This is a genomic window from Streptomyces sp. NPDC058864 (assembly GCF_042742985.1).
In the GTDB taxonomy this organism is placed as follows: domain Bacteria; phylum Actinomycetota; class Actinomycetes; order Streptomycetales; family Streptomycetaceae; genus Actinacidiphila.
The window spans coordinates 1-20,766 of record NZ_JBHYMQ010000025.1 but is presented as its reverse complement, the minus strand read 5'-3'; the positions used below and the strand labels follow the sequence as shown (position 1 = coordinate 20,766).

The window sequence follows — 20,766 nt, the reverse complement described above, 5'->3', positions numbered from 1 at the left end:
GAGGACCGGCCCGGGCCCGCCGTCACGCAGCTCCAGTTGCACCCGACCGCGGGTGACGACGGCGAACGCGCCGCACCATTCCGCCGCGACCACCGCGACACGCGCGCCACCGCGCAGCGCGAGCGTCCGCACCGGGACTACTCCGTGCCGTCCGCCGGCAGGCGCTCCGGCAGCCCGAGGCGCGGGAACCGGTCGGCGTGGAAGATGACGATCTCGGTGATCACCCCACCGGCGACGCGCAGGACGTCGAGCGTCAACGGCAGGTGGGCGCCCTCGCGCTCGTTCCAGAGGTAGAAGGCGACGGCGGGCTGCCGGTTCACCGCCGTGGGGACGCCGTGCAGTCCCCGCATGCCCTCGAAGCCGTCCTCGACCCAGCCGGTGACCACCGCCTCGCGGCCCAAGGACAGGCCCGGCGTGGGCGGCATCGAGCAGCGGACGTCGTCACGGAGCATGCCGGCGAGCCGGCCGACGTCCGTGGCCACGCTGGCGTCGGTGAAGCGACGTACCAGCTCTCGCGTCCCGGAGTCCCCGGCGCCGCCGCTCCAGTCCTGCCGCTCGGCGGGCAGGTGCTCCCGCATGCCGGCGCGGGCGCGCTGCAGCGCGCTGTTGACGGAGTTGACGGAGTCGCCGAGGAGCCCCGCGACGTCCTTCGCCGGCCAGCCGAGCACGTCGCGCAGGATGAGTACGGCACGCGGGCGCGGCGCGAGGTGCTGGACGGCGACGACGTACGCCAGCTCGATCGTCTCCCGCGCGACGGCGACGGCCTCCGGCTCGTCGGCGTCGGCCGCGGGCATCTCGTCGAGCAGCCGGTCCGGGTAGGGCTGCAACCACGGCACCTCGCCGCCGGTCGCGGGCTCCGGGCGGCGCTTGGCGAGCAGGTCCAGGCAGGCGTTGGTGGCGATCCGGTACAGCCAGGCGCGGAACGTCGACCGGCCCTCGAAGGTCTCCCGCCGCCGCCACGCGCGAAGGAACGTCTCCTGCACGGTGTCCTCGGCGTCCTCGAACGACCCGAGCATCCGGTAGCAGTGCACGTGCAGCTCCCGCCGGTGCCGCTCCGCGAGCCCCGCGAAGGCCGGCTCGCCGACCTCGCCAGGACCGCTCCCGTCCGCACCGCGCTCGCCCAGCCCCTCCGTCCGCGTGTCCGCGCTCATCGCGTCGTCCTTCCGTCTCGTCGTGTCCCGTCGTAGGTGTGACGGGTGCGGGCGCGACAACTCATCACCAGGGCCGGCCGGTCGGCATGGCCGAGCGTCGGTCAAGGCGCCGACCGCGACCCGGGGCGGTCTCATCGGGCCGACGAAGCAACCTGTGGCAGCCGCACAAATCCCGTGCGCATCTGATGGAACGGGCCGAACCTGCCGACCTCCGCCACGGTGCCGGCCGTGCATCCGCACGTCGGCATTGCGTCGGACGCCTCCTCCACGATCCCCGCGGCCCTCATGTGATCCGCCGGGCAGGCTCTCGCTAGTCCTGCATGAGGTTCCGCACGTACCGCAGCACGGAGTACCAGGCGGATTCCTCGTCCTCCATGGCCGCGGCGTCGGTCCGGCGCATCAGCGCCAGCAGCCGGTCGTGCGCGCCCTCCGGGTCGACGCCCTCGTCGGTGGCGGCCTCCGCGTCGTAGTCGGGCCGTTCCTCCTCCAGCGCTCGGAGGAAGAACGCCAGCGCGTCCACGCCGCTGTTGAGCAGGTGCGGGGCCCCGTCCTCCGGAACGCAGTGCACGGCCCCGGTCGTGGTGTCGACGCTGACGTCGTCCATGCCGATCCCGCCGAGGGACAGCCAGGCCGACATGTCGAACGGGGAACGCGGGTACCTCCTGGCGACGGCCCGCCAGGCCTCGCCGCCGATGCGCGGGTCGCCGTCGACGAGCCGCTGATCCGCCTGGAACCAGCCCATCCGGTCCGGAAGGCCCACGTCCCTCAGAAAGTCCCGGGTGGGCTCGTGGACGATTCCGGCGAGAGCCGTTTCATCCACGGTGACCAGCCCGTCGGGGCCGAAAGCCGACTCCATGGCGGCGCGGTCGATCAGAGGACTCATTGCGCGACTTCCGGGCCTTCGCTCGGGTGGGGGGATCGACGGGTGCAGATGTTATCAGCGGCATCCCAGAGAGGCGGGAGCCTTGTGAAGCCGTGAGTTCCCCGCCCCCTGGCTTCGGCTGACGGCCCGTATGCCCTGGGTGACACCGAAGTGCGGCCCCGTTCCCGGATCCCGTGCTCCCGGCAGGAACCGCAGCCTTCAGCCGATGGTGATCACGGACTTGCCGCGTGCGTGGCCCCGCTCCACGTGGCGCATGCCCTCGGCGGCGTCGGCCAGAGGGTAGGTCCGGTCGACCACGGGGGTGAGCCGGCCGGCCTCGATGAGCGTGGTGACCGCGAGCAGATCCTCGTGGGTAGGTCCGGCCGGAGCCGCGGGGAGGATCACCCGCAGCCGCTGCCGGACGAACGCGTTGGCCGCGACCAGACGCAGCGTCGAGCCCACCGCCCCGACGGCGCGGCCGGGCGATCCGCCGCCGTTGGCCACCAGGGTGCCCTCCGGGGTGAGCGCACGGCGCAGGCGGCCGAGCCGGTGGTTGCCGACGTTGTCCAGGATCAGGTCGTAGCGCACGCCGGACCGGGCGAAGTCCTCCCGGGTGTAGTCGATGACGTGCGCGGCGCCCAAGGAGCGCACCAGCTCCGCGTTTCCGGGGCTGCACACCGCGGTGACCTCGGCGTCCAGGGCCGAGGCGATCTGCACCGCGTAGCAGCCCACGCCGCCGGCGGCGCCGTTGACCAGTACGCGTTGCCCGGCCTTCGCCCCGCCGACGGTCCGGATGCCGCGCAGCGCGGTCACCGCGCCCATGGGCACCGCCGCGGCCTGCTCGAACGTCAGCCCCTCGGGTTTGGGGACCACCAGGTCCGCGGTGGTGCGGGCGTACTCGGCGAAGGACCCCGGGCAGAAGCCCAGCACCTCGTCACCGGGTTCGATGCCCTGCACGCCGGGACCGACGGCCGCCACCTGACCGGCCGCGTCAATACCGGCCACGGGCGCCTTCGGCCGGCTGAGCCCCATGCCGCCCATGAGCCGCGCGACATACGGGTCGCCGCGCATCATGTGCCAGTCGTACGGGTTGACCGCCGCCGCGCGCACCCGTACCAGCACCTCGCCGGGCCCGGCCTCGGGCCGGTCGACGTCCTCCAGCCGCAGGACCTCCGGCGGACCGAACCTCTTCTGGACGATCGCTCGCATCACGCCCCCAATGTCCGAACTCCCTTGCTGCGCACCGTAGGTGTACGGCGTACACTCGTCAAGAGGCGTGGGAGAAGGAGGTGTTGGCGGACGTGCTCTCGCAGGGTCAGGCCGCTTGCCGCAGGCGCTCCAGGCCGTCCAGCATCAGGTCCAGGGCGAACTCGAACTCCAGCTGGTCGTCGCAACCGGCGCCGACGACGGATTCCGCGTCATGGGCGACCGCCATCGCCAGCTCGGTGACGTGCGGATAGCGCGCGGCCATCTCCTCGGGCGGCAACGCGTCCGGGTCCGGTTCACCGCCCGGGGTGTCCTCGAACAACTCCTGGGAGAAGCCGAGCACACGGCTGCCCATGATGTGCATCGCATGGTGGACCAGATCCACCGTGAACCCCCCGGCCCTGAAGGTCCCGATCATCGAGTCCAGGTACCCCAGCACCGCCGGGGTGGGAGCCGAACGCGCCTTCATCCGGGCCTCGATCACACCTGGCGCCCACGGATGGCGCAGCAGCATCCGGCGCGCCGACAGCACCCGCCGCCTTACGGCCCGCTTCCAGTCCGTCCCCTCGTCGGGCGGGTCGATCTCCCCGACCACGGCGTCGATCATGCCGTCCAGCAACTCGTCCTTGTTCGCCACATGCTTGTACAGCGCCATCGGCACCACTCCGAGTGCCGCCGCGATCTTCCGCATGCTCAGCGCGGCGACCCCGCCGTCGTCGGCCAGGGCCACCGCGGTACCCAGAATCCGCTCCCTGCTCAACGGCCTGCGGGGCCGCGCCGCGGTGCCGGCCTGCATGGCGATCTCCACCGTTCCCCTCATCCAGCTGCTCGGCCAGACCCGTTCGCGACGTCACCGGCGCCGACGGGCCGGGCCCCATCCTCCCCCAGACGCGGTGCCGGTGCGCAGGTGGTCAGCCCTCACCGCGCCGCCGCGGATGGCGTACCGCGGCCAGGGCGGTGCGGGCCGCGGCCGCCAGGAGCAGGAACGTCGCCCCCTCGCCGTAGCAGCCGGTCGTGCTCGCGATGACCGGCCCGGCGCAGGCCCCGGCGTGCGTGATCCTTGACGCCGGCCCCTAACCGACCAGGCGGCGGCGCCAGTCCAGGGGGGTGACGGTGATCGCCCGGCCGGGGTCGCGGTCCCACTCGGCGTGGAGGCCGACCGCCTCGAGAGCAGCCATGACCTCGTGGCCGATGCCGGCGGTGGTCTCGGTCGAGCCGTCGAAACCGCCGTAGAGGAGCATCAGTCCGTGGCCGGCCGCCGCGGAGTCCGTGCACTGCGTGTGGAAGTAGACGAAGCCTCGGGCGTCGGGCCCTGCTTCGCCGCCGATCTCGGACTGGCCGCAGCTGCGGCAGCAGGTGAAGTTCTCGCGGGCCGTGATGCCGGTCTGCTGCAGCGCGGTGAACGCGCGGGTGAGTCGCTCGGGGTCGGTCTCGCCCTGCCACGCGGCCTGCTCCGCGACCCGCTCCAGCCACAACCGGTCTGCCAGCGCCTCCGCCTGCTCACGCGAAACGGGCCGGCGGTCCTCCGTGACCAGGTACTCCTCGGCGAGCTCGGCCAGTTCGGCGCGAGAGGCGTAGCCGCCGACCAGTACCCCGCGGACGCACTTCTCCAGCTCCGCATGCTCGCTCTCGTCGAGGTCGAGCGGCGGCACTTCGCGGGCGGGGCCCATGTCCAGGAGCGACCAAGCCGCGCCGGCGTCCCAACTGGCCTCCCGGCGGGCCCAGCCGGTGATCGCCGCGATCACGGTTTCGGGCCCGCCGGTCATCGCCTGGAAGTGCCGGTCGGCGGCACCGTCCCGGTACTCCAGCGTGTAGTCGCCACCCGCCCGGTGCCAGACCTGGGCGAAGACGTCCGGCAGGTCGGGTATCCGCTGCAGCACCAGGAAGCGGTCACCGTCACCACCGATCCGCCGGACGAACCCGGCCAGCTCCTCGGCGGACACGCGGACGTGCCGCTCCCGGTTCTCCGTCCTCACCACGATCTCGAGCATGCGCAGACTCTGACACACCCCTCCGGCTGCGCCATGGACAGGGTCTATTGCGGTCGCATGAGGTCGAGGTCCTCGCCCCATGCGTCCAGCACCTCGCCGTGCCCGGCCTCCCGGGCCGCCGTCTCGACAAGGGCGAAGAGCTGCCGCTGCAGGAATGGGTCGCCTGTCGCCGAGACGCGGTCCACGGCGTGGAGCAGCACGTCGGTGTCCCAGCCCGGCAGTGGGTGCCGGGCGAGCTCCCACTCCAGGTACTTGTTGTAGGGGCGGGGGCGACGGTCGAGGGCGAAGAGCAGTTCGAGCAGGAAGCGCATGCTGTCGGCGGCGTCGAGGCGCGCGGCGAGAGCCTGGCCGTCCCGGTGGTTCTTGACCGACCGGTAGAGGGAGTTGGCGTAGGCGTCGAGCCGGCGGCCGGCGTCCCGGAACGCCTCATCGGCGCCGAGACGGGCCTTGTCGGCGAGGATCCGGGCGATGCCTCCGTCGAGCCGGTCGAGCACGACCCTCGCACGGGCGAGGGCGTAGCGCTCGAAGCCGGGCATCCCGGCCGCCCGGAACCCGCTGAGGGAGACGATGACGAGATCGAGTTCGGCGGTGCGGTGGCCCGCGAAGCGGGTGAGACCGGTCGTGGCGTCGTCGGCGACGACCACGTACAGGTCGTGGTCGGAGTGCCGGGTGACCATGTCGTCGTGGGCCCGGGAGCCTTTGAGGACGAGGCCGACCACGGCGGGATCGGCGGCGGCGAGTGCGATGAACGTCTGGTATTCGAGCGGCTGCCGGGCAGTCATGATGGGGATCTCCGGTGGGGTGACGACGGGCATGCCTGCCGGGGCGGCCCCGTGACGTGAGGCGCCCCCGCATCGTCCGCGGCTGCACGTGGTGGCCGCCGCCCGGAAGATCAACGCACCTACGGAATCTACCGCCCGGCCGGGCGGTGGGGCAGGGCGTTCGGGGAAGTCCGGATGCCCTGCCCCTGGTGGTCGCGGCCACCCGGTGGGCCTTTCAGGCCAGGTTGCCGGCGGGTGTCCGGGTCGGGGCGAACCACTGCTGGATCCAGTTCGGATAGACCGCGGGCGGCCGGCTGACCTCGTCGAGTTCGGCGAGATCCTGCGCGGTCAGCGTCAGGCCGCTTGCGGCGACGTTGTCCGCGAGCTGCCCGACCGTCCGGACGCCGACGATGACGCTGGTGACGGCAGGCTGCGCGAGCAGCCAGGCCAGCGCCACCCGGGCCGGGCTCGCCTCGTGCCGCGCGGCGACGGCCCGGACCGCGTCGAGCACCGCGAAGCCGCGGTCCTCGTCGAAGGGGACGAAGTCGAAGCCGTTCCTGGCGCGGCGGGAGTCCGGTTCGGTGGTCGTCCCGCCGCGGTCGAACTTGCCGGTGAGGAATCCGCCGGCCAGCGGCTGCCACACCGTCAGGCCCAGCCCCGCGTCCTCGGCCAGGGGAACCAGTTCGTGCTCGGCGTCGCGCGCCACCAGCGAGTAGTGCGTCTGGTTGGCGACGAACGCCGTCCAGTGGTGCAGCGCGGAGATGCCCAGCGCCTTGCTGATCTGCCAGGCGGCCAGGTTGGAGCAGCCGACGTAGCGGACCTTGCCCTGGCGCACGGCGTCGTCGAGGGCGCTCAGCGTCTCCTCCACCGGCGTCAGGTGATCGTGGTTGTGGATCTGGTACAGGTCGATGTGGTCGGTGCGCAGTCGGCGCAGACTGTCCTCCAGGGCCCGCATCACGTGCAGCCGCGACAGTCCCTGGTCGTTGGGGCCCGGCCCGACCGGGGCGAGCAGCTTGGTCGCCAGCACCACGTCCCGCCGGCGCCGCCCGACCGCCCGGCCGAGCAGTTCCTCGCTCTCGCCGTCGGCGTAGACGTCCGCGGTGTCAAGGAAGTTGATCCCGGCGTCGAGGGCCGCGCCGACCACCCGGTCCACTTCCTGCTGCCCCAGGGCCCCGTGGGTGCCGTACACCGGGTGGTCCTTGCCGCCGAACGTCATGGCGCCCAGGGAGATCTCGGAGACCCAGACCCCGGTACGTCCCAGCAGACGATATTTCACCAGTCACTCCTCGTACGCACACGTGCTTGCTCCGCGGCCCGACCGGTCCCTCACGCTTTTCCAGTCGCCGCGTCCGGACATTGCGTCCGGAAATTACGCTACACGATGTCCGGACGCGGTGTAATGTGACGTTCGCTGCCGCAGACCCCCGGCCCCGCGACGACCCCAGGATCCGGACATGCCCTCGATCACCCGCCGCCGCACCGCGAAGGTCGGCCGCCCCACCTCGGCCGAGGCGGACGTCCTGGCCGCGACCGAGCGCCTGCTGGCGGGCGGCGCGAACTTCACGGAACTGGGCGTGCAGCAGATCTGCACCGAGGCCGGCGTCGCCCGCTCGACCTTCTACAGCCACTTCCGCGACAAGATCGACCTGCTGCTGCGCCTGGCGAACCAGCTCATGGCCTCGTCCTTCGACGTCACCTCGGCCTGGCAGCCCGCGGCCGGGGTCGAGGGGCTCGAGGCGGCCTTCCTCGACGTGATCCGGGTCTACCGGCGGCACGCCGCCGTCCGGCGGGCGCTCGCCGAGGTCGCGGCGTACGACAGCGCCGTGCGCGACTACTTCACGGCCGAGCTCCGCCAGTTCACCGACTGGACGATCAAGATCCTCCGTGCCGAACAGGAGGCCGGCCGCACCCCCGCCGGCCTCGACCCCGTCAGCGCCACGCGGATCATCGTCACCGGAGGCGAACGCGCCCTGACCGACCAGGTCACCACCGCCGGCGCCGCGAGCGACCCCGCGTTCGCCCGCGAACTCGCGCACACCTGGTGGCACGGCATCTACCGCCGCCCCGCCTAGCTGCACCCCGCACCTGGCAGCGAGCGGACGTCCACATCCCGTCGACGGTACTAGGGTGGGCAGTGGAGGGCCGCGACACGGCCTGAACGGGTGACGAGGCAGGAAGACCCGCGACGCGGTCGCCGGTCCGCCGCAGGTCCGGCCGCCACGGGCGGCGACCGGAGCGGATCGTGCCCGCGCCGTCGGGCACCGGGGATGGACCACAGGCGGTTCTGAACCATGAGGGACAGGGACGCACATCGACTCGAACCCGACTCGGCGAACCTCGGCAACGGCCCCGTGCTCGCGGCGTGGGAGAGGTTCGTGCAGGGCGAGGATCACGTCCCGGGCATCCGGCCCCTGGTGGCGATCTCCTGGCACCGCTGCCGGGAGCAGTACCGGGTCGATCCCCGGCTCCCGAGGGCCCCGGTCGCCGTCGCGATGCCCGACCGCACGCCCGAGCACGATGTGGTCTTCGCCGAACTGGGCTTTCGCGCCGCCGCAGTGGCCCACGAGGTGGGCAGCCTCGGCGGCGTCGTCACCGTCGCCGACGCCACCGGCCGGATCCTCGCCGCGTGGGGTGATCACGCCACGCTCGCCCGGGCCGGCGACTGCAATCTGGCGCCCTGGTCCTGCTGGTCCGAGTGCGCGGCCGGCACGAACGGCATGGGCACGGCGCTCGAGGCGCACGGCCCGGTACCGATCAGGGGCGCCGAGCACTGGTGCCAGGCGTTCCACAACTGGGTGTGCGCGGGCATCGCGGTGCGTGACGTGGTGTCGAGGGAACCGATCGCGGTCCTGAACATCTCCTGCTGGCGCAGCGGGCTGCCCCCGGCCGCCGAAAGCTGGCTGGCGAGCGCCGTCACCATGACCCGGTATCCGCTGAAGCGGCGCGCCCGGGACAGCGGCGCCGAGTTGGTCGCGGCGTACACCCAGGCCAGGGCGACGTCCGGTGCGGCGCTCGCCGCGGTGGACACCGCGGGCAAGGTGGTGATCGCCGACGGCATGGCGAGTGTGCTCCTGGGCGTCCCCGCGTACACCCCGGCGATCGACCCCACCCTGCGGTGGAACCCCGGGCTGCCGGAGTTCATCGCGGCCGCCCGGTACGCGAGCAGGCAGGGGGCCCACGATCCCGGCTGGGTCGGCTCGACGCAGATCTTCGCCCACCTCGCCGACGAGCCGACGTCGATCAGCTTCCGGCCCGTCTTCTCCTCCGGACACCTGATCGGGAGCCTGGTGCTGTTCGGGGTTTCCGACGGGGTGCGGCTGCCCCGGGTGGAGGGGTCCGCGCACCCCCGGGTGCCGCCCCGCCGGCTGGTCGCGATGCGCGACAACCGGATGGTGCTGCTGCGGTTGCCGGAGGTCTCCTTCGCCGAATCGCACGGGAACGACGTGTGGCTCTCCACCGATCAGGGGCGGTTGCGGGCCGCCTCCCTGAGCCTGGACAAGCTCGACAGCGACCTGGCGGACGTCGGCTTCCTGCGGGTGCACCGCCGGTACGTGGTCAATCTCAGCCGCATCCGGGAGATCGAGCGCGGACTCAAGGGCGAGCTGTCCCTGGTCATGGACGACCGGGCGAACGAGATGGTGCCGGTTTCCCGGCGGAACACGCCGGCCGTGCGTCGCGCGCTGAACATCTGAACGTCGACGCAACCTCCGGAAGGAGATCCCCGTGTCGGACACTCCGGGCGCCGCTGCCGGCGGGACGAGCGCCGGCAACGCGGGCGGCCTCGGCCTCTCCGTCTCCGGCGGGCACCGCACCCGGCCGGCCGGCGGCGCGGACAACCGCGACTGGTGGCCGAACCGGATCGATCTGAGGGTCCTGCGGAAGCACCACCCCGGGGCCGATCCCATGGGGGAGGGATTCGACTACCCCGCGGAGTTCGGCGGCCTCGACCTCGACGCCCTGGCGCGCGACATCGACGCGGCGCTGACCACGTCGCAGGAGTGGTGGCCGGCCGACTTCGGCCACTACGGGCCGCTCGTGGTCCGGATGGTGTGGCACTGCGCCGGGACGTACCGCATCCACGACGGCCGCGGCGGCGCGGCCGCCGGCATGCAGCGTTTCGCGCCGCTGAACAGCTGGCCGGACAATCGCAACCTCGACAAGGCGCGCCGGCTGCTCTGGCCGGTGAAGAAGAAGTACGGCCGCAGGATCTCCTGGGCCGACCTGATGGTCTTCGCGGGCAACCGCGCCCTGGAGACGATGGGCTTCACGACCTTCGGCTTCGCGGGCGGCCGGGCGGACGTGTGGGAGCCCGACGAGGACGTCTACTGGGGACCCGAGGACGCCTGGCTCGGCGACGAACGCCATGGCGGCGTCCGGGAGTTGCAGAGTCCCCTCGCCGCCGACCAGATGGGCCTCATCTACGTCAACCCGGAGGGGCCGAACACCGTCCCGGACCCGCTCACCTCCGCCCGGGACATCCGCGAGACCTTCCGGCGGATGGGGATGGACGACGAGGAGACCGTCGCGTTGATCGCGGGCGGCCACACGTTCGGCAAGACCCACGGTGCGGCCGACCCCGAAGCCTGCCTCGGCCCCGAGCCCGAGGGTGCCCCCCTGGAGGAACAGGGCCTGGGCTGGAGGAGCAGCTACGGCACCGGAAAGGGCCCGGACACCATCTCCAGCGGGCTCGACGGCACATGGACGCCCACCCCCACCACGTGGGACAACAGCTTCTTCGAGACGCTGTTCGGCTACGAGTGGGACCTGGAGCTCAGCCCCGCCGGTCTGTGGCAGTGGATCCCGCAGGACGGCGGCGGGGCCGGCACCGTCCCGGACGCCCACGACCCGTCGGTGGCACACGCCCCGACCATGCTGACGACGGACCTGGCGCTGCGGGCGGACCCCGGCTACGAGCCGATCGCACGGCGCTTCCTGGAGAACCCCGACCGGCTCGCGGACGCGTTCGCCCGGGCCTGGTTCAAACTGACGCACCTCGACATGGGCCCCGTCCGGCGCTACCTCGGACCGCTGGTCCCGCAGGAGACGCTGCTCTGGCAGGACCCGGTCCCCGCCGTGGACCACGAGCTCGTCGGCGCGGCGGACATCGCCGCGCTCAAGACACAGGTCCTGTCCTGCGGGCTGCCGCTCTCCCGGCTCGTCTCGACCGCGTGGGCGTCGGCCTCGACGTTCCGGATCAGCGACAAACGCGGAGGGGCGAACGGCGCGCGCATCCGCCTCGAGCCGCAACGGCACTGGGAGGTCAACGACCCCGGGGCACTGGCACAGGTGCTGCGCACCCTGCAGGGGATCCAGCGGGCCTTCAACGACTCCCGGACCGGGGGCAAGAAGATCTCGCTGGCCGACCTCATCGTGCTCGCCGGGTCCGCCGCCGTCGAGCGGGCCGCCGGGAGGGCCGGCCACGACGTACGGGTCCCCTTCGTTCCGGGACGCACGGACGCCACGCAGGAGTGGACCGATGCGGAGTCCTTCGCCGCCCTGGAGCCGGTCGCGGACGGGTTCCGCAACTACCGCGGCGAGGGCGCCCGGCTGCCGTCGGAGCACCTGCTGGTCAACCGTGCGAACCTGCTGGACCTGAGCGCGCCCGAGATGACCGTGCTGGTGGGGGGCCTGCGGGTACTGGGGGCCAACCACCGGCAGTCGCCGCTGGGGGTGCTCACCACGGAGCCCGGGTCGCTGACCAACGACTTCTTCGTGAACCTGCTCGACCCGGGCACGCAGTGGGAACCGGCCGCTGCGGGCGACGAGACCTTCGTGGGCCGCGACCGGGCCACCGGCGAGGTCAGGTGGACCGGCAGCCGGGTCGACCTCGTCTTCGGCTCGAACTCCGAGTTGCGCGCCCTCGCCGAGGTCTACGCCGGCGACGACGCACGGGAGAAGTTCGTGAAGGACTTCGTCGCCGCGTGGGACAAGGTCATGAGCCTCGACCGCTACGACCTCATGTGACCTCCGGGCGGTGGCACACGGGGGACGAACGGTAGCGCCTCGCGGCCGAACGGCATGAGCCCGCCCGCGCTCGCGCCCACCCTTGTCGGTGTGATCCATGCGGCGTAGCGTGCTTATTGGGTGACAAATTACCGCCATTTCTGCGTAATTCAATCCGGTGCGATGAATTCAGTGAATTCAATTCGGAGAAAACGCAGCGATTCGGCACGAGGAGAGTGAAGTCCCGATGACGACCATGCAGGAGCGATCCGACCTGCTGGACAAGATCGGGTTGGCCGAACAGAACAAAGCGGCGCTGGGTCACGTGCTGGGAACCGGCAGCATCGGGTACGCCGCCGAGAAATCGGACGGCAGCATGCAGGCCACGATCCGGATCCACCCGGATGAGCTGACCTGGGATCCCTCCATTCTGGTCATGCCCCATGGAGGCGACATCGAGCTCGAACTCGTCAACGACGACCTGAACACGCACTGCGCGCTCCTGCCGAGCAATGGCGACCGGAAGTTCATCTGGCTGGTGAACCATTCGCGCGGACGGGCGACCCTCAACCTCGACGGGCCCGGCTACTACTGGTTCGGCTCGCCCACGGGCAACGACGAGGGCCGCGGACTGACCGGTGCCATCGTCGTCATGGGAGAAGCTCCGCCGGAGGCCCGCCTCGACCGCCCCGAGCAACCGCGGCCGTAGGAAGAAGGAGGAGGAGAAGCACATGACCGTCGACTACGTGGACGCGGGTGAGGCCGTCGATCAAGGCATGCTGAGCGGCAAGGTCGCGGGCGGGGACGTCGCGCCGCCCGTGGTGGCCGGCGTCGACTACGAACGTATACTCAACGCCCGCCGGGAGCCGCACAACTGGCTCACCTACTACGGCGCCTACAACGGGCAGCGGTACAGCCCGCTGGACCAGATCAACACGGAGAGCGTCAAGCGCGTCGTCCCCGCATGGGTCTTCCAGGCCGGCACGACCGGTCTGATCGCGGGTGCGTCGACCTACTCGTTCGAGGCCGCCCCGATCGTCGTCGACGGGGTGATGTTCCTCTCCGGCTGGGACGGCTGGGTCTGGGCCCTCGACGCGAAGACCGGTGTGGAGATCTGGCGGTACAAGCACGCCGTCCCCTTCGACGTGTCCCTGTGCTGCGGGAACGTGAACCGCGGGGTCGCCGTGGCGCAGGGGAAGGTCTTCTCCGTCACGCCGAACGCCCGCCTGCTCGCACTCGACGCGACCACCGGCAAGCGGGTCTGGGACAGGACCTACGGTGACGTCCGGGCCGGGGAGAGCGCCACACTGGCGCCCCTGGTCGTCAAGAACATGGTCGTCGTCGGCAGTTCCGGCGGCGAGTTCGGCGTACGCGGCCACCTCGACGCGTTCGACCTCGCCACCGGCGAGCACCAGTGGCGCTGCTACACCGTCCCCAAGCCCGGGGAGCCGGGCTCGGAGACCTGGCCCGCCGACGGCGAGGCCTGGGCGCGTGGCGGGGCGAACTGCTGGGTCACCGGCACCTTCGACCCGGAGACCAACCTGCTGTACGTCGGCACCGGCAATCCGGCGCCCGACTTCGACGGCGGTGTCCGCGAGGGCGACAACCTCTTCACCGACTGCGTCATCGCCGTGGACGTCGACAGCGGTCAGATCCGCTGGCACTACCAGTGCACCCCGCACGACGTGTGGGACTACGACAGCATCGCCGAGTGCATCCTGTTCGAGCGGGACGGGCGCAAGCTGCTCGGGCACTTCGACAAGAACGGCTACTTCTTCGTCCTCGACCGCACGAACGGGGCGAGGGTCGGGATCACCCCCTTCGTGGACCGCATCACGTGGGGGGCCATCACGAGGGACGGCCGGGTGACGGCCAAGCTCTACCCGGACAAGGAAGGAGAGCCCGTCCACTTCTACCCGGGACCGGCCGGCGCCAAGGAGTGGACCCACGCGGCCTACAGCCCGAAGTCCGGGCTCTTCTACGTCCCCGTCCAGGACACCGGCGCCACGGCGACCCGTCGGCGGCGGGAGTTCAAGGAGAGCATCCCGTACTGGGGCGCGGGCGTTCAGGTCGACATCGAGGACATGGCGGGCTCCGTCAGCGCGTTCGACGCCGACGGCGCTGAGCAGTGGCGCTGGCGCAACGACCTCCCGATGTGCGCCTCGGTGCTGGCCACCGGCGGCGACCTGGTGTTCGCCGGTGAGCCCTCCGGCGAGTTCAACGCACTCGACGCCCGCACCGGGCAGGAGCTGTGGCAGTTCCAGTGCGGCAGCGGCCACCACAGCAGCCCGACCACCTACATGGTCGACGACAGGCAGTACGTCGCCGTGCCGGTCGGTTGGGGCGGATGGGCCGAGGGGTTCCTCCCCGGCATGCTCGGCGCGGGGCACGGAAGCGCCCTGATCGCCTTCGCCCTCCCCGACTGGTCGTAGCGCGACCGGAACCTGCCGTGTCCGGCGGGAAGGAGGTGGATTCATGGAATCCCAGCTCGCTGAGTGGGAGACGCCCGAGTTCGAGGAGATCGCGGTCGCGGCCGAGGTGACCATGTACGTCGCCCGGTTGGAGGACTAGCGGACACGGGGCACGCCGGACCGAGTCCGGCGCCCCGGCCTCGGGCTCCGGACGCCCACGGACGGCCGGGCCGGCTTCGGACCCGGACCTGCGACGAACGGAGTTCCGGCGTGTTGGTGCGAGTGCTGGGCTCAGCGGCGGGGGGCGGATCCCCGCAGTGGAACTGCGGCTGCCCGGTGTGCGCCGCGATCCGCTCCGGGGCCGGCCCGCCGCGCACCCAGTCCTCGATCGCGGTCAGCGCCGACCGTCGCCGGTGGTTCCTCCTCAACGCCTCCCCCGACCTCCGCTCCCAGTTCGAAGCCTTCCCCGCACTGCACCCGCGGGGCGACCGCACGACGCCGCTGGAAGCGGTGCTGCTCACCGACGCCGAACTGGACCACACTCTGGGCCTGCTCCTGTTGCGCGAGGCCCGGGCCCTGCGGGTGTACGCCACGCCGGCGGCGCACAAGACCCTGTGCGACGGCTCCGGAATCCTGAGCACGCTCCGGCGTTACTGCGCCGTCGAGTGGCGGGCGGTGGTCCCCGGCACCGATCTGGCCCTGACGGACGGCATCTCCTGCCGCGCGTTCGACGTACCCACCGCCAAACGGGCCCGGTTCGCGACCGAGGCGGACCACGGCCGCGTCGTCGGGTACCGGCTGACCGACGGGCGCAGTGGGGGAACGCTGGTCTACCTGCCGGCGGTGCAATCGCTGACGCCGGCGCTGCGCGCGGAGCTCGAGGGCTGCGGATGCCTGCTGATCGACGGGACCTGCTGGCGTGACGACGAGCTCGTACGGCTCGGACTGGCCGGCAGGACGGCCCGGGAGATGGGCCACCTGCCCATCGACGGCCCGGAGGGCAGCCTGGCGCAGCTGCCCTCGCTGGCCGCGGGGCGGACGATCTTCGTCCACGTCAACAACACCAACCCCGTCCTCCTGGAGGACACGCCCGAGCGGCGTGCGGTGCGGGAGAGCGGCGTTGAAGTGGCCACGGACGGCCTCGAGGTCCAGGTGTAGCACCGTGACGACGACACCCACGAGGACGAGCAGGAGCAGCGGCGCCGACGGCTTCGTCGAGGCGTTGCGCGCCCACTCGCAGCGGTACCACGACCAGCACCCGTTCCACGTGCGGATGAACGCCGGGGAGCTGAGCCGCCGGCAGATCCGCGGCTGGGTGGCCAACCGCTTCTACTACCAGGAGAACATCCCCCGCAAGGACGCCGCGATCCTCTCCAACTGCCCCGAGCCCGAGTTCCGCCGCCGCTGGATCCGGCGGATCGTCGACCACGACGGCACCGCGGCCGGCGAGGGCGGCACCGAGGCGTGGCTGCGCCTGGGCGAGGCCGCCGGGCTCACCCGCGAGGAGGTCCGGGACCACCGGCACCTGGTGCCCGGAGTGCGGTTCGCCGTCGACGCGTACGTGGGCTTCGCCCGGACCCGCCCCTGGGTGGAGGCGGTGGCGTCCTCGCTCACCGAGCTGTTCGCACCCGACCTGATGGCCGCACGACTGGCCGCGTTCGAGCGCTGGTACCCGTGGATCGCCCCCGAGGGCCTCGCCTACTTCCGCACCCGCCTGCAGCAGGCACCCCGTGACTGCGAGCACGCCCTCGAAGTGGTCACGTCGCACTGCCTCTCCGCCGAGTCCCAGGCGCGCGCCGTCGACGCGCTGTCGTTCAAGTGCGACGTCCTGTGGAGCCTGATGGACGCCGTCGAACAGGCCTACCCGGAGTGACCGCCATGGACCCGACCCCTGCCGGAACGACCCGGACCACGACCCTGACCACGGCCCGGACCGGTCGCGGCACCGAGGTGCGCGGTTCGGACCGGCCCCGGCTGGCACGCCATGTCCGGCTCGCCTTCTGCCGGACCAGACGACGTCCGGTGCTGCTGCACCCCGAGACGGTGGTGGTCCTGAACGGCAGCGGCGCGGCCATCCTCGAACTGTGCGACGGACGGCACACCGTGGCCGAGATCGTGACCGAACTGGGCACCCGCTACCGGACCGTCCCCGAGGACGAGGTGCGGCGGTTCCTGGCCCGGCTCGTCGCCCGGCGCTGGATGGAGCTCACCGATGGATAGCCCGTTCGGTCTGCTCGCCGAACTCACCTACCGCTGCCCGCTGGCCTGCCCGTACTGCTCCAACCCGCTGAACATGGCCGGTTACCAGGACGAGCTGACCACGGACGAGTGGCGGCGGGTGCTGGCCGAGGCGGCGGAACTGGGAGTTCTGCAGTGCCACCTGTCCGGCGGGGAACCGCTGCTGCGACGCGACCTGGTGGAGATCGCGGCGGCCGCCCACGACCTGGGCCTGTACACCAATCTCGTGACGAGCGCGCTGGGGCTGTCGCGGCCGAGGGCCGAACAGCTGCGGGCCGCGGGCCTGGACCACGTGCAGATCAGCGTCCAGGCCCACGAAGCGGCCGCGTCCGACCGGATCGCCGGCGTCCCGTCCTTCCGGCGCAAGATCGAGGCCATGCACGTGGTCAAGGAACTGGGCTGGCCCCTGACCGTGAACGTGGTGCTGCACCGGTACAACATCGACCACGTCGCCGACGTGCTGGACCTGGCCGAGGAGGTGGGTGCCGACCGGCTGGAGCTGGCCAACACCCAGTACTACGGCTGGGCCTGGCGGAACCGAGCCGCGCTGCTGCCCAGCCGGGCCCAGCTGGAGGCCGCCGAGGTCGTCGTACGGGCGGCCCGTGAGCGGTTGCGGGACCGCATGGACGTCATCTACGTCCTCTCCGACTACTACAGCCGTTACCCGAAGCCCTGCATGGGCGGCTGGGCGTCCCGGCAGCTGACCGTGACGCCGAACGGCGACGTCCTGCCCTGCCCGGCCGCACAGACCCTGCCGTTGCCGCGGGCCAGTGTGCGGGAGGACTCGCTGGAGCGGATCTGGGCGGAGTCCCCGGTGATGACCGCGTTCCGGGGGACCGACTGGATGCCCGAGCCCTGCCGGAGCTGTTTCCGGCGGGAGGTGGACTTCGGCGGCTGCCGCTGCCAGGCGTTCCTGCTCACCGGCGACGCGGCCCGCACCGACCCGGTCTGCCACCTGTCGCCCGACCACCACCTGGTGGCCCGCGCGGTCGACGCCGCCAACGCCGGCTCGCGCGCCCACGGTCCCCCGCTGGTCCCCCGACCGCACCGAGCCCGCCGCCCGGACCGCGTCCCTGACCGAGCGGACCGCGGCTAGCCACCGAACCACAACGGCAGTGCCACGGCGGCGATGATCAAGGTGACCCCGCTCAGCAGGTCCGGGCGGAGCCGGATCAGACGCGCCGCGGCCCGGCCGAGTTGCAGCCCGACCAGCGACATCACCGCCGTCGTGACGCCGAAGACGGCGGCCGAGAACCACGGCGAGAGTCCCAGGATCCCCAGGCTCGCCCCCGCGAACAGGTTGTCCAGGCTCAGTGTCAGCGGGATGCCGAACAGCGCCCAGGGATGGTCCAACTCCTCGGGCTCGGGGTGCCGCAGGGCCGAGACGACGAGGTACAGACCGTACCCACCGAGGGCGGCGGCGCCCACCAGATCGGCGACGTCCCCGACGGACTCCCCGATCCGGCGGCCGATCAGCAGCCCGACCAGGGGCATGACGGCGTCCCACAACCCGAAGGTCAGCGCAACCTGCACCGCGCGCTTCAGACCGAACGGAACGGTGCCGAGTGCGATCGACACCCGGAAGTTGTCGAGACTGAGTACGAAACCCAGGACCAGTACTTCCCAGATCATGGCGATGTCTCTGCCCGATGACGGCCGACGGCGATGGGGTCGGATCCGCCGCGCGGACTTTCCGTCAGGTGAGGAACGATGTCCCGGACGGGACGCGGAATTCCCCGCGCAAAGCCGACTTCCAGGGCATTTCCCACACTACTCGCCGCGGTACGCGGGGCCAATCACGGCACGGACCTCACGCCCGCCGGGCGGCCCAGGCCGTGCGTTCGGTGCGGACGTGCAGGTCGGTGCGGCGCGGAATGCCGTCGGGGCGGTCGGCGTCGAGCAGGCGGTCCAGGGCGGTCAGGTCGTCCGGCGTCAGGGCCGAGGCGACGGCGGTTCGCATGCGGCGCAGGGTGGCGAGGGCGTAGCGGGTGACGGCCTCGGTGGGGGGCGGGGCGATGTCGATGGCCAGGGTGCGTTCGGCTTCGACGGTGAAGCCGGCGCCGGTCAGCTTGGCCGGCCAGTCCGCCCCGCGGTGGGGGACGTGCTCGGCGTGGTGGTGGTCGAGGGCGGTGTGGCAGCGCTCCTCGAGGCCCGGGGCGCCGTCCGGGGCGTCCTCGGGCAGGAAGCGGGGGAAGCCGGACAGTTCGACGACGGCGAGGAGGCCGCCCTGCGCCAGGAGGTCGTGGACCTGGCGCAGGGTCCTGTCGGGGTCGGCCATGTGGTGCAGCGAGGCCGAGGCCCACACCAGGTCAGGGGTGCGGAGACCGGGCCAGGCCGGTTCGTCGAGGTCGGCGTGGACCAGGCGTACGCGGTCGGCCACTCCGGCCTCGGCCGCCTTCGCCCGCAGGCGGTGCAGATGCGGCGCCGACGCGTCGACGGCCGTCACCTGTGCCTCGGGGAAGCGCCGGAGCAGGGCGAGGGTTCCGGCTCCCGTGCCGCAGCCCAGGTCCACGATGTGGCGGGGGCCGTTCCCGACCGGCAGCCAGGCTGTGAGGGACGCGGTGTGTTCGGCGAGCACTTCCGCGTCCAGGTCGAGGATCTCGGCCTGGACGTCCGTGTCGTGATCGTGGACGTGGGGCGCGCCATGGGGCGCTGCCTGCGGGTGGGGGTGGCTCATGGCGGCCACGCTAACCGGGCCGTACGGCCACGTCCCGGCGCCTTCCGGAAAGCGCAAGGCGATGGCCCGCTGCGCTGCGGCACGCGCAAACCGTCACGGTGATGCCTTGCCGGTGTCCGCGCCGCGCTGATGGCCCCGGCGCGCGTCGCGGTCGAAGATGCCCAGGATCTCGCACGGTCCGCCCTCGGCCCCGATGGCGTGCGGGAGCATCGTCGGGAACTCCGCCGCCTGGTTGGTCTCGATCCGCAGGCGGCGATTGCCCAGGAGCAGGACCGCGGTCCCGGACAGGACGACGAGCCATTCACGGCCGGGGTGGGCCCGCATGCGGGACGGCTGGTCGGGCGGCGGGTTCGTCATGCGCTGCCGCACGACGGTCATGCCGGGTTCCGCCTTGATGGGCCAGCTCATCAGCCCGTGCGCCCTGTCGACCACCGGGTTGGAGACGACGTCGTCCGACGCGGTCTCCACCAACTGGTCGAGGGAGGTGTCCAGGGCGCGTGCGAGGGTGACGAGCTGGTCGAGGGCCAGCCGCCGCTGACCGTTCTCGATCCGGGAGAGCGTGGACTGGCTGACGTTGGCACGGGTCGCCAGCTCCTCCAGGGACCAGCCCTGGGCCACGCGCAGGGCGCGGATGCGTTTGCGCACCAGGCTGTCCAGATCACCATCGTCTTGCGTCATGGGCAAGACTCTATGCGCTCACGGCAAGGCATGCCCGGCGTCGGCAGCGTCCGGCTCCGCCGGCGTGCGGACCGCGGGAAGGGGACGCCACGGACGAACCGGCGGAGCGCCGCGCTGAACGGGGCGCTGATGCCGGCCCGCTCCCGCCGCGCGGTCGTCGTGCTCGGGAGCGGGCCACCACGCATTGCCATTGCGGCAGTTGACCGACGACCTCGTCCGCTTCACCCACGGGACGCCACTGGACAGCGCAGCCGGGCGCACTACGCCGCCCGTGCCATCGGCATCGTCGGAACCCCCGTCGACCGGGTCGTGGCGGCCGCCGTACGTGGGTGGCCGGCAACGCCACCGGTCCGACCGCTCACCGCCGGCCTCCGCGCCGGGACCGACCGGGGCGGCCGGTTCCCGACCACTTCACGGGGACGCGGCAGCCGCAAGAGGGAGCAAGCGGCTGCCGCGTCTGCGTCCATCCTGGCCGTCGTGGTGTGAGAGCGGCGTGAGCCCTCTTCCCACCGCCCCCGGCGGCCGACGCCCGCCCGTACACCTGGCTACTGGGTCGCACCCTTCTGGATCTCCCAGAAGCGGAAGACGGTCGAGGGGTCGAGGGTCCACTCCAGGCCGTTGATGTTGTCCTTGGAGACGACGTACTGCTTGCCCTGCCACAGCGGGATCATCGGCACGTCGTCGGCGACGAGGTTCTGGAGGTCCTCGAAGTCGGTGGTGGTGGCGGCGCGGCCGGCTTCGGCGGCGGTGCGCGGGAGCAGTTCGCCGGTGATCTTCTTGTTGACGTAGTTGTTGGACAGCACGTTGCCGTCGCCGAAGAACGGGGCGGTGAAGTTGTCGGGGTCGGG

20 protein-coding genes and 1 pseudogene are annotated in these 20,766 nt (G+C 72.0%); 10 read left to right on the top strand and 11 right to left on the bottom strand.

Annotated elements, in window-relative coordinates; all coding sequences use genetic code 11:
• Positions 1-137: 137 nt before the first annotated feature.
• The 7 genes from ACFW3D_RS20395 to ACFW3D_RS20365 form a co-directional block, all read right to left on the bottom strand.
• The gene (locus ACFW3D_RS20395) at positions 138-1,151 is read right to left on the bottom strand and encodes an RNA polymerase subunit sigma-70 (RefSeq protein WP_500505626.1); all 1,014 of its coding nucleotides are present in this window, start codon (positions 1,149-1,151) and stop codon (positions 138-140) included.
• 310 nt (positions 1,152-1,461) lie between these two features.
• A complete protein-coding gene (locus ACFW3D_RS20390; protein WP_500505625.1) occupies positions 1,462-2,034 on the bottom strand; it encodes an SUKH-4 family immunity protein in 573 nt (190 codons plus the stop codon).
• A gap of 198 nt (positions 2,035-2,232) precedes the next feature.
• Positions 2,233-3,222 (bottom strand): NAD(P)-dependent alcohol dehydrogenase, encoded by a 990-nt coding sequence (locus ACFW3D_RS20385; RefSeq protein WP_500505689.1) that lies wholly within the window; start codon positions 3,220-3,222, stop codon positions 2,233-2,235.
• Positions 3,223-3,328: 106 nt separating this feature from the next.
• Entirely contained in the window at positions 3,329-4,015 is a 687-nt protein-coding gene (locus tag ACFW3D_RS20380) for a TetR/AcrR family transcriptional regulator (protein ID WP_500505688.1), read from the bottom strand.
• A 277-nt stretch (positions 4,016-4,292) separates the two neighbouring features.
• Positions 4,293-5,210: a DUF6891 domain-containing protein gene (locus tag ACFW3D_RS20375; RefSeq protein WP_500505624.1), complete on the bottom strand. Its 918-nt coding sequence runs from the start codon at positions 5,208-5,210 to the stop codon at positions 4,293-4,295.
• 44 nt (positions 5,211-5,254) lie between these two features.
• Positions 5,255-5,992: a hypothetical protein gene (locus tag ACFW3D_RS20370; protein ID WP_500505623.1), complete on the bottom strand. Its 738-nt coding sequence runs from the start codon at positions 5,990-5,992 to the stop codon at positions 5,255-5,257.
• 214 nt (positions 5,993-6,206) lie between these two features.
• Positions 6,207-7,247, bottom strand: coding sequence for an aldo/keto reductase (locus tag ACFW3D_RS20365; protein WP_500505622.1), 1,041 nt, complete (start codon positions 7,245-7,247; stop codon positions 6,207-6,209).
• A 178-nt stretch (positions 7,248-7,425) separates the two neighbouring features.
• Between ACFW3D_RS20365 and ACFW3D_RS20360 the strand changes: the two genes are divergently transcribed.
• From ACFW3D_RS20360 to pqqE, 10 genes are all read left to right on the top strand, one after another.
• On the top strand, positions 7,426-8,043 hold the full coding sequence (locus ACFW3D_RS20360; RefSeq protein ID WP_500505621.1) for a TetR/AcrR family transcriptional regulator: 618 nt from the start codon (positions 7,426-7,428) through the stop codon (positions 8,041-8,043).
• Between the two features lie 219 nt (positions 8,044-8,262).
• The gene (locus ACFW3D_RS20355) at positions 8,263-9,663 is read left to right on the top strand and encodes a DNA-binding protein (protein WP_500505620.1); all 1,401 of its coding nucleotides are present in this window, start codon (positions 8,263-8,265) and stop codon (positions 9,661-9,663) included.
• A 31-nt stretch (positions 9,664-9,694) separates the two neighbouring features.
• The gene (katG, locus tag ACFW3D_RS20350) at positions 9,695-11,935 is read left to right on the top strand and encodes a catalase/peroxidase HPI (protein WP_500505618.1); all 2,241 of its coding nucleotides are present in this window, start codon (positions 9,695-9,697) and stop codon (positions 11,933-11,935) included.
• A gap of 226 nt (positions 11,936-12,161) precedes the next feature.
• Positions 12,162-12,623 carry an MSMEG_3727 family PQQ-associated protein gene (locus ACFW3D_RS20345; RefSeq protein ID WP_500505617.1) on the top strand — a complete coding sequence of 154 codons (462 nt, stop codon included), beginning with the start codon at positions 12,162-12,164 and terminating at the stop codon, positions 12,621-12,623.
• Between the two features lie 22 nt (positions 12,624-12,645).
• Positions 12,646-14,346, top strand: a complete 1,701-nt coding sequence (locus ACFW3D_RS20340; RefSeq protein ID WP_500505616.1) for a PQQ-dependent dehydrogenase, methanol/ethanol family — start codon at positions 12,646-12,648, stop codon at positions 14,344-14,346.
• Between the two features lie 43 nt (positions 14,347-14,389).
• Entirely contained in the window at positions 14,390-14,485 is a 96-nt protein-coding gene (gene pqqA / locus ACFW3D_RS20335; RefSeq protein WP_500505615.1) for a pyrroloquinoline quinone precursor peptide PqqA, read from the top strand.
• A gap of 110 nt (positions 14,486-14,595) precedes the next feature.
• Positions 14,596-15,483, top strand: coding sequence for a pyrroloquinoline quinone biosynthesis protein PqqB (pqqB, locus tag ACFW3D_RS20330; RefSeq protein WP_500505614.1), 888 nt, complete (start codon positions 14,596-14,598; stop codon positions 15,481-15,483).
• A gap of 4 nt (positions 15,484-15,487) precedes the next feature.
• Positions 15,488-16,198 carry a pyrroloquinoline-quinone synthase PqqC gene (gene pqqC / locus ACFW3D_RS20325; protein WP_500505613.1) on the top strand — a complete coding sequence of 237 codons (711 nt, stop codon included), beginning with the start codon at positions 15,488-15,490 and terminating at the stop codon, positions 16,196-16,198.
• A 5-nt stretch (positions 16,199-16,203) separates the two neighbouring features.
• Positions 16,204-16,545 (top strand): pyrroloquinoline quinone biosynthesis peptide chaperone PqqD, encoded by a 342-nt coding sequence (gene pqqD, locus ACFW3D_RS20320; protein WP_500505612.1) that lies wholly within the window; start codon positions 16,204-16,206, stop codon positions 16,543-16,545.
• The gene (pqqE, locus tag ACFW3D_RS20315) at positions 16,538-17,659 is read left to right on the top strand and encodes a pyrroloquinoline quinone biosynthesis protein PqqE (RefSeq protein ID WP_500505611.1); all 1,122 of its coding nucleotides are present in this window, start codon (positions 16,538-16,540) and stop codon (positions 17,657-17,659) included. Before pqqD ends, pqqE begins: the two co-directional genes overlap by 8 nt.
• On the opposite strand, the gene ACFW3D_RS20310 is transcribed toward pqqE, so the two are convergent.
• From ACFW3D_RS20310 to ACFW3D_RS20295, 4 genes and pseudogenes are all read right to left on the bottom strand, one after another.
• On the bottom strand, positions 17,656-18,195 hold the full coding sequence (locus tag ACFW3D_RS20310) for a manganese efflux pump MntP (protein WP_500505610.1): 540 nt from the start codon (positions 18,193-18,195) through the stop codon (positions 17,656-17,658). The genes pqqE and ACFW3D_RS20310 overlap by 4 nt on opposite strands.
• Positions 18,196-18,373: 178 nt before the next feature.
• A complete protein-coding gene (locus tag ACFW3D_RS20305; protein WP_500505609.1) occupies positions 18,374-19,240 on the bottom strand; it encodes a class I SAM-dependent methyltransferase in 867 nt (288 codons plus the stop codon).
• 93 nt (positions 19,241-19,333) lie between these two features.
• On the bottom strand, positions 19,334-19,918 hold the full coding sequence (locus tag ACFW3D_RS20300; protein ID WP_500505608.1) for a helix-turn-helix domain-containing protein: 585 nt from the start codon (positions 19,916-19,918) through the stop codon (positions 19,334-19,336).
• Positions 19,919-20,463: 545 nt separating this feature from the next.
• Positions 20,464-20,766, bottom strand: a pseudogene (locus ACFW3D_RS20295) (ABC transporter substrate-binding protein); the annotation flags it as partial.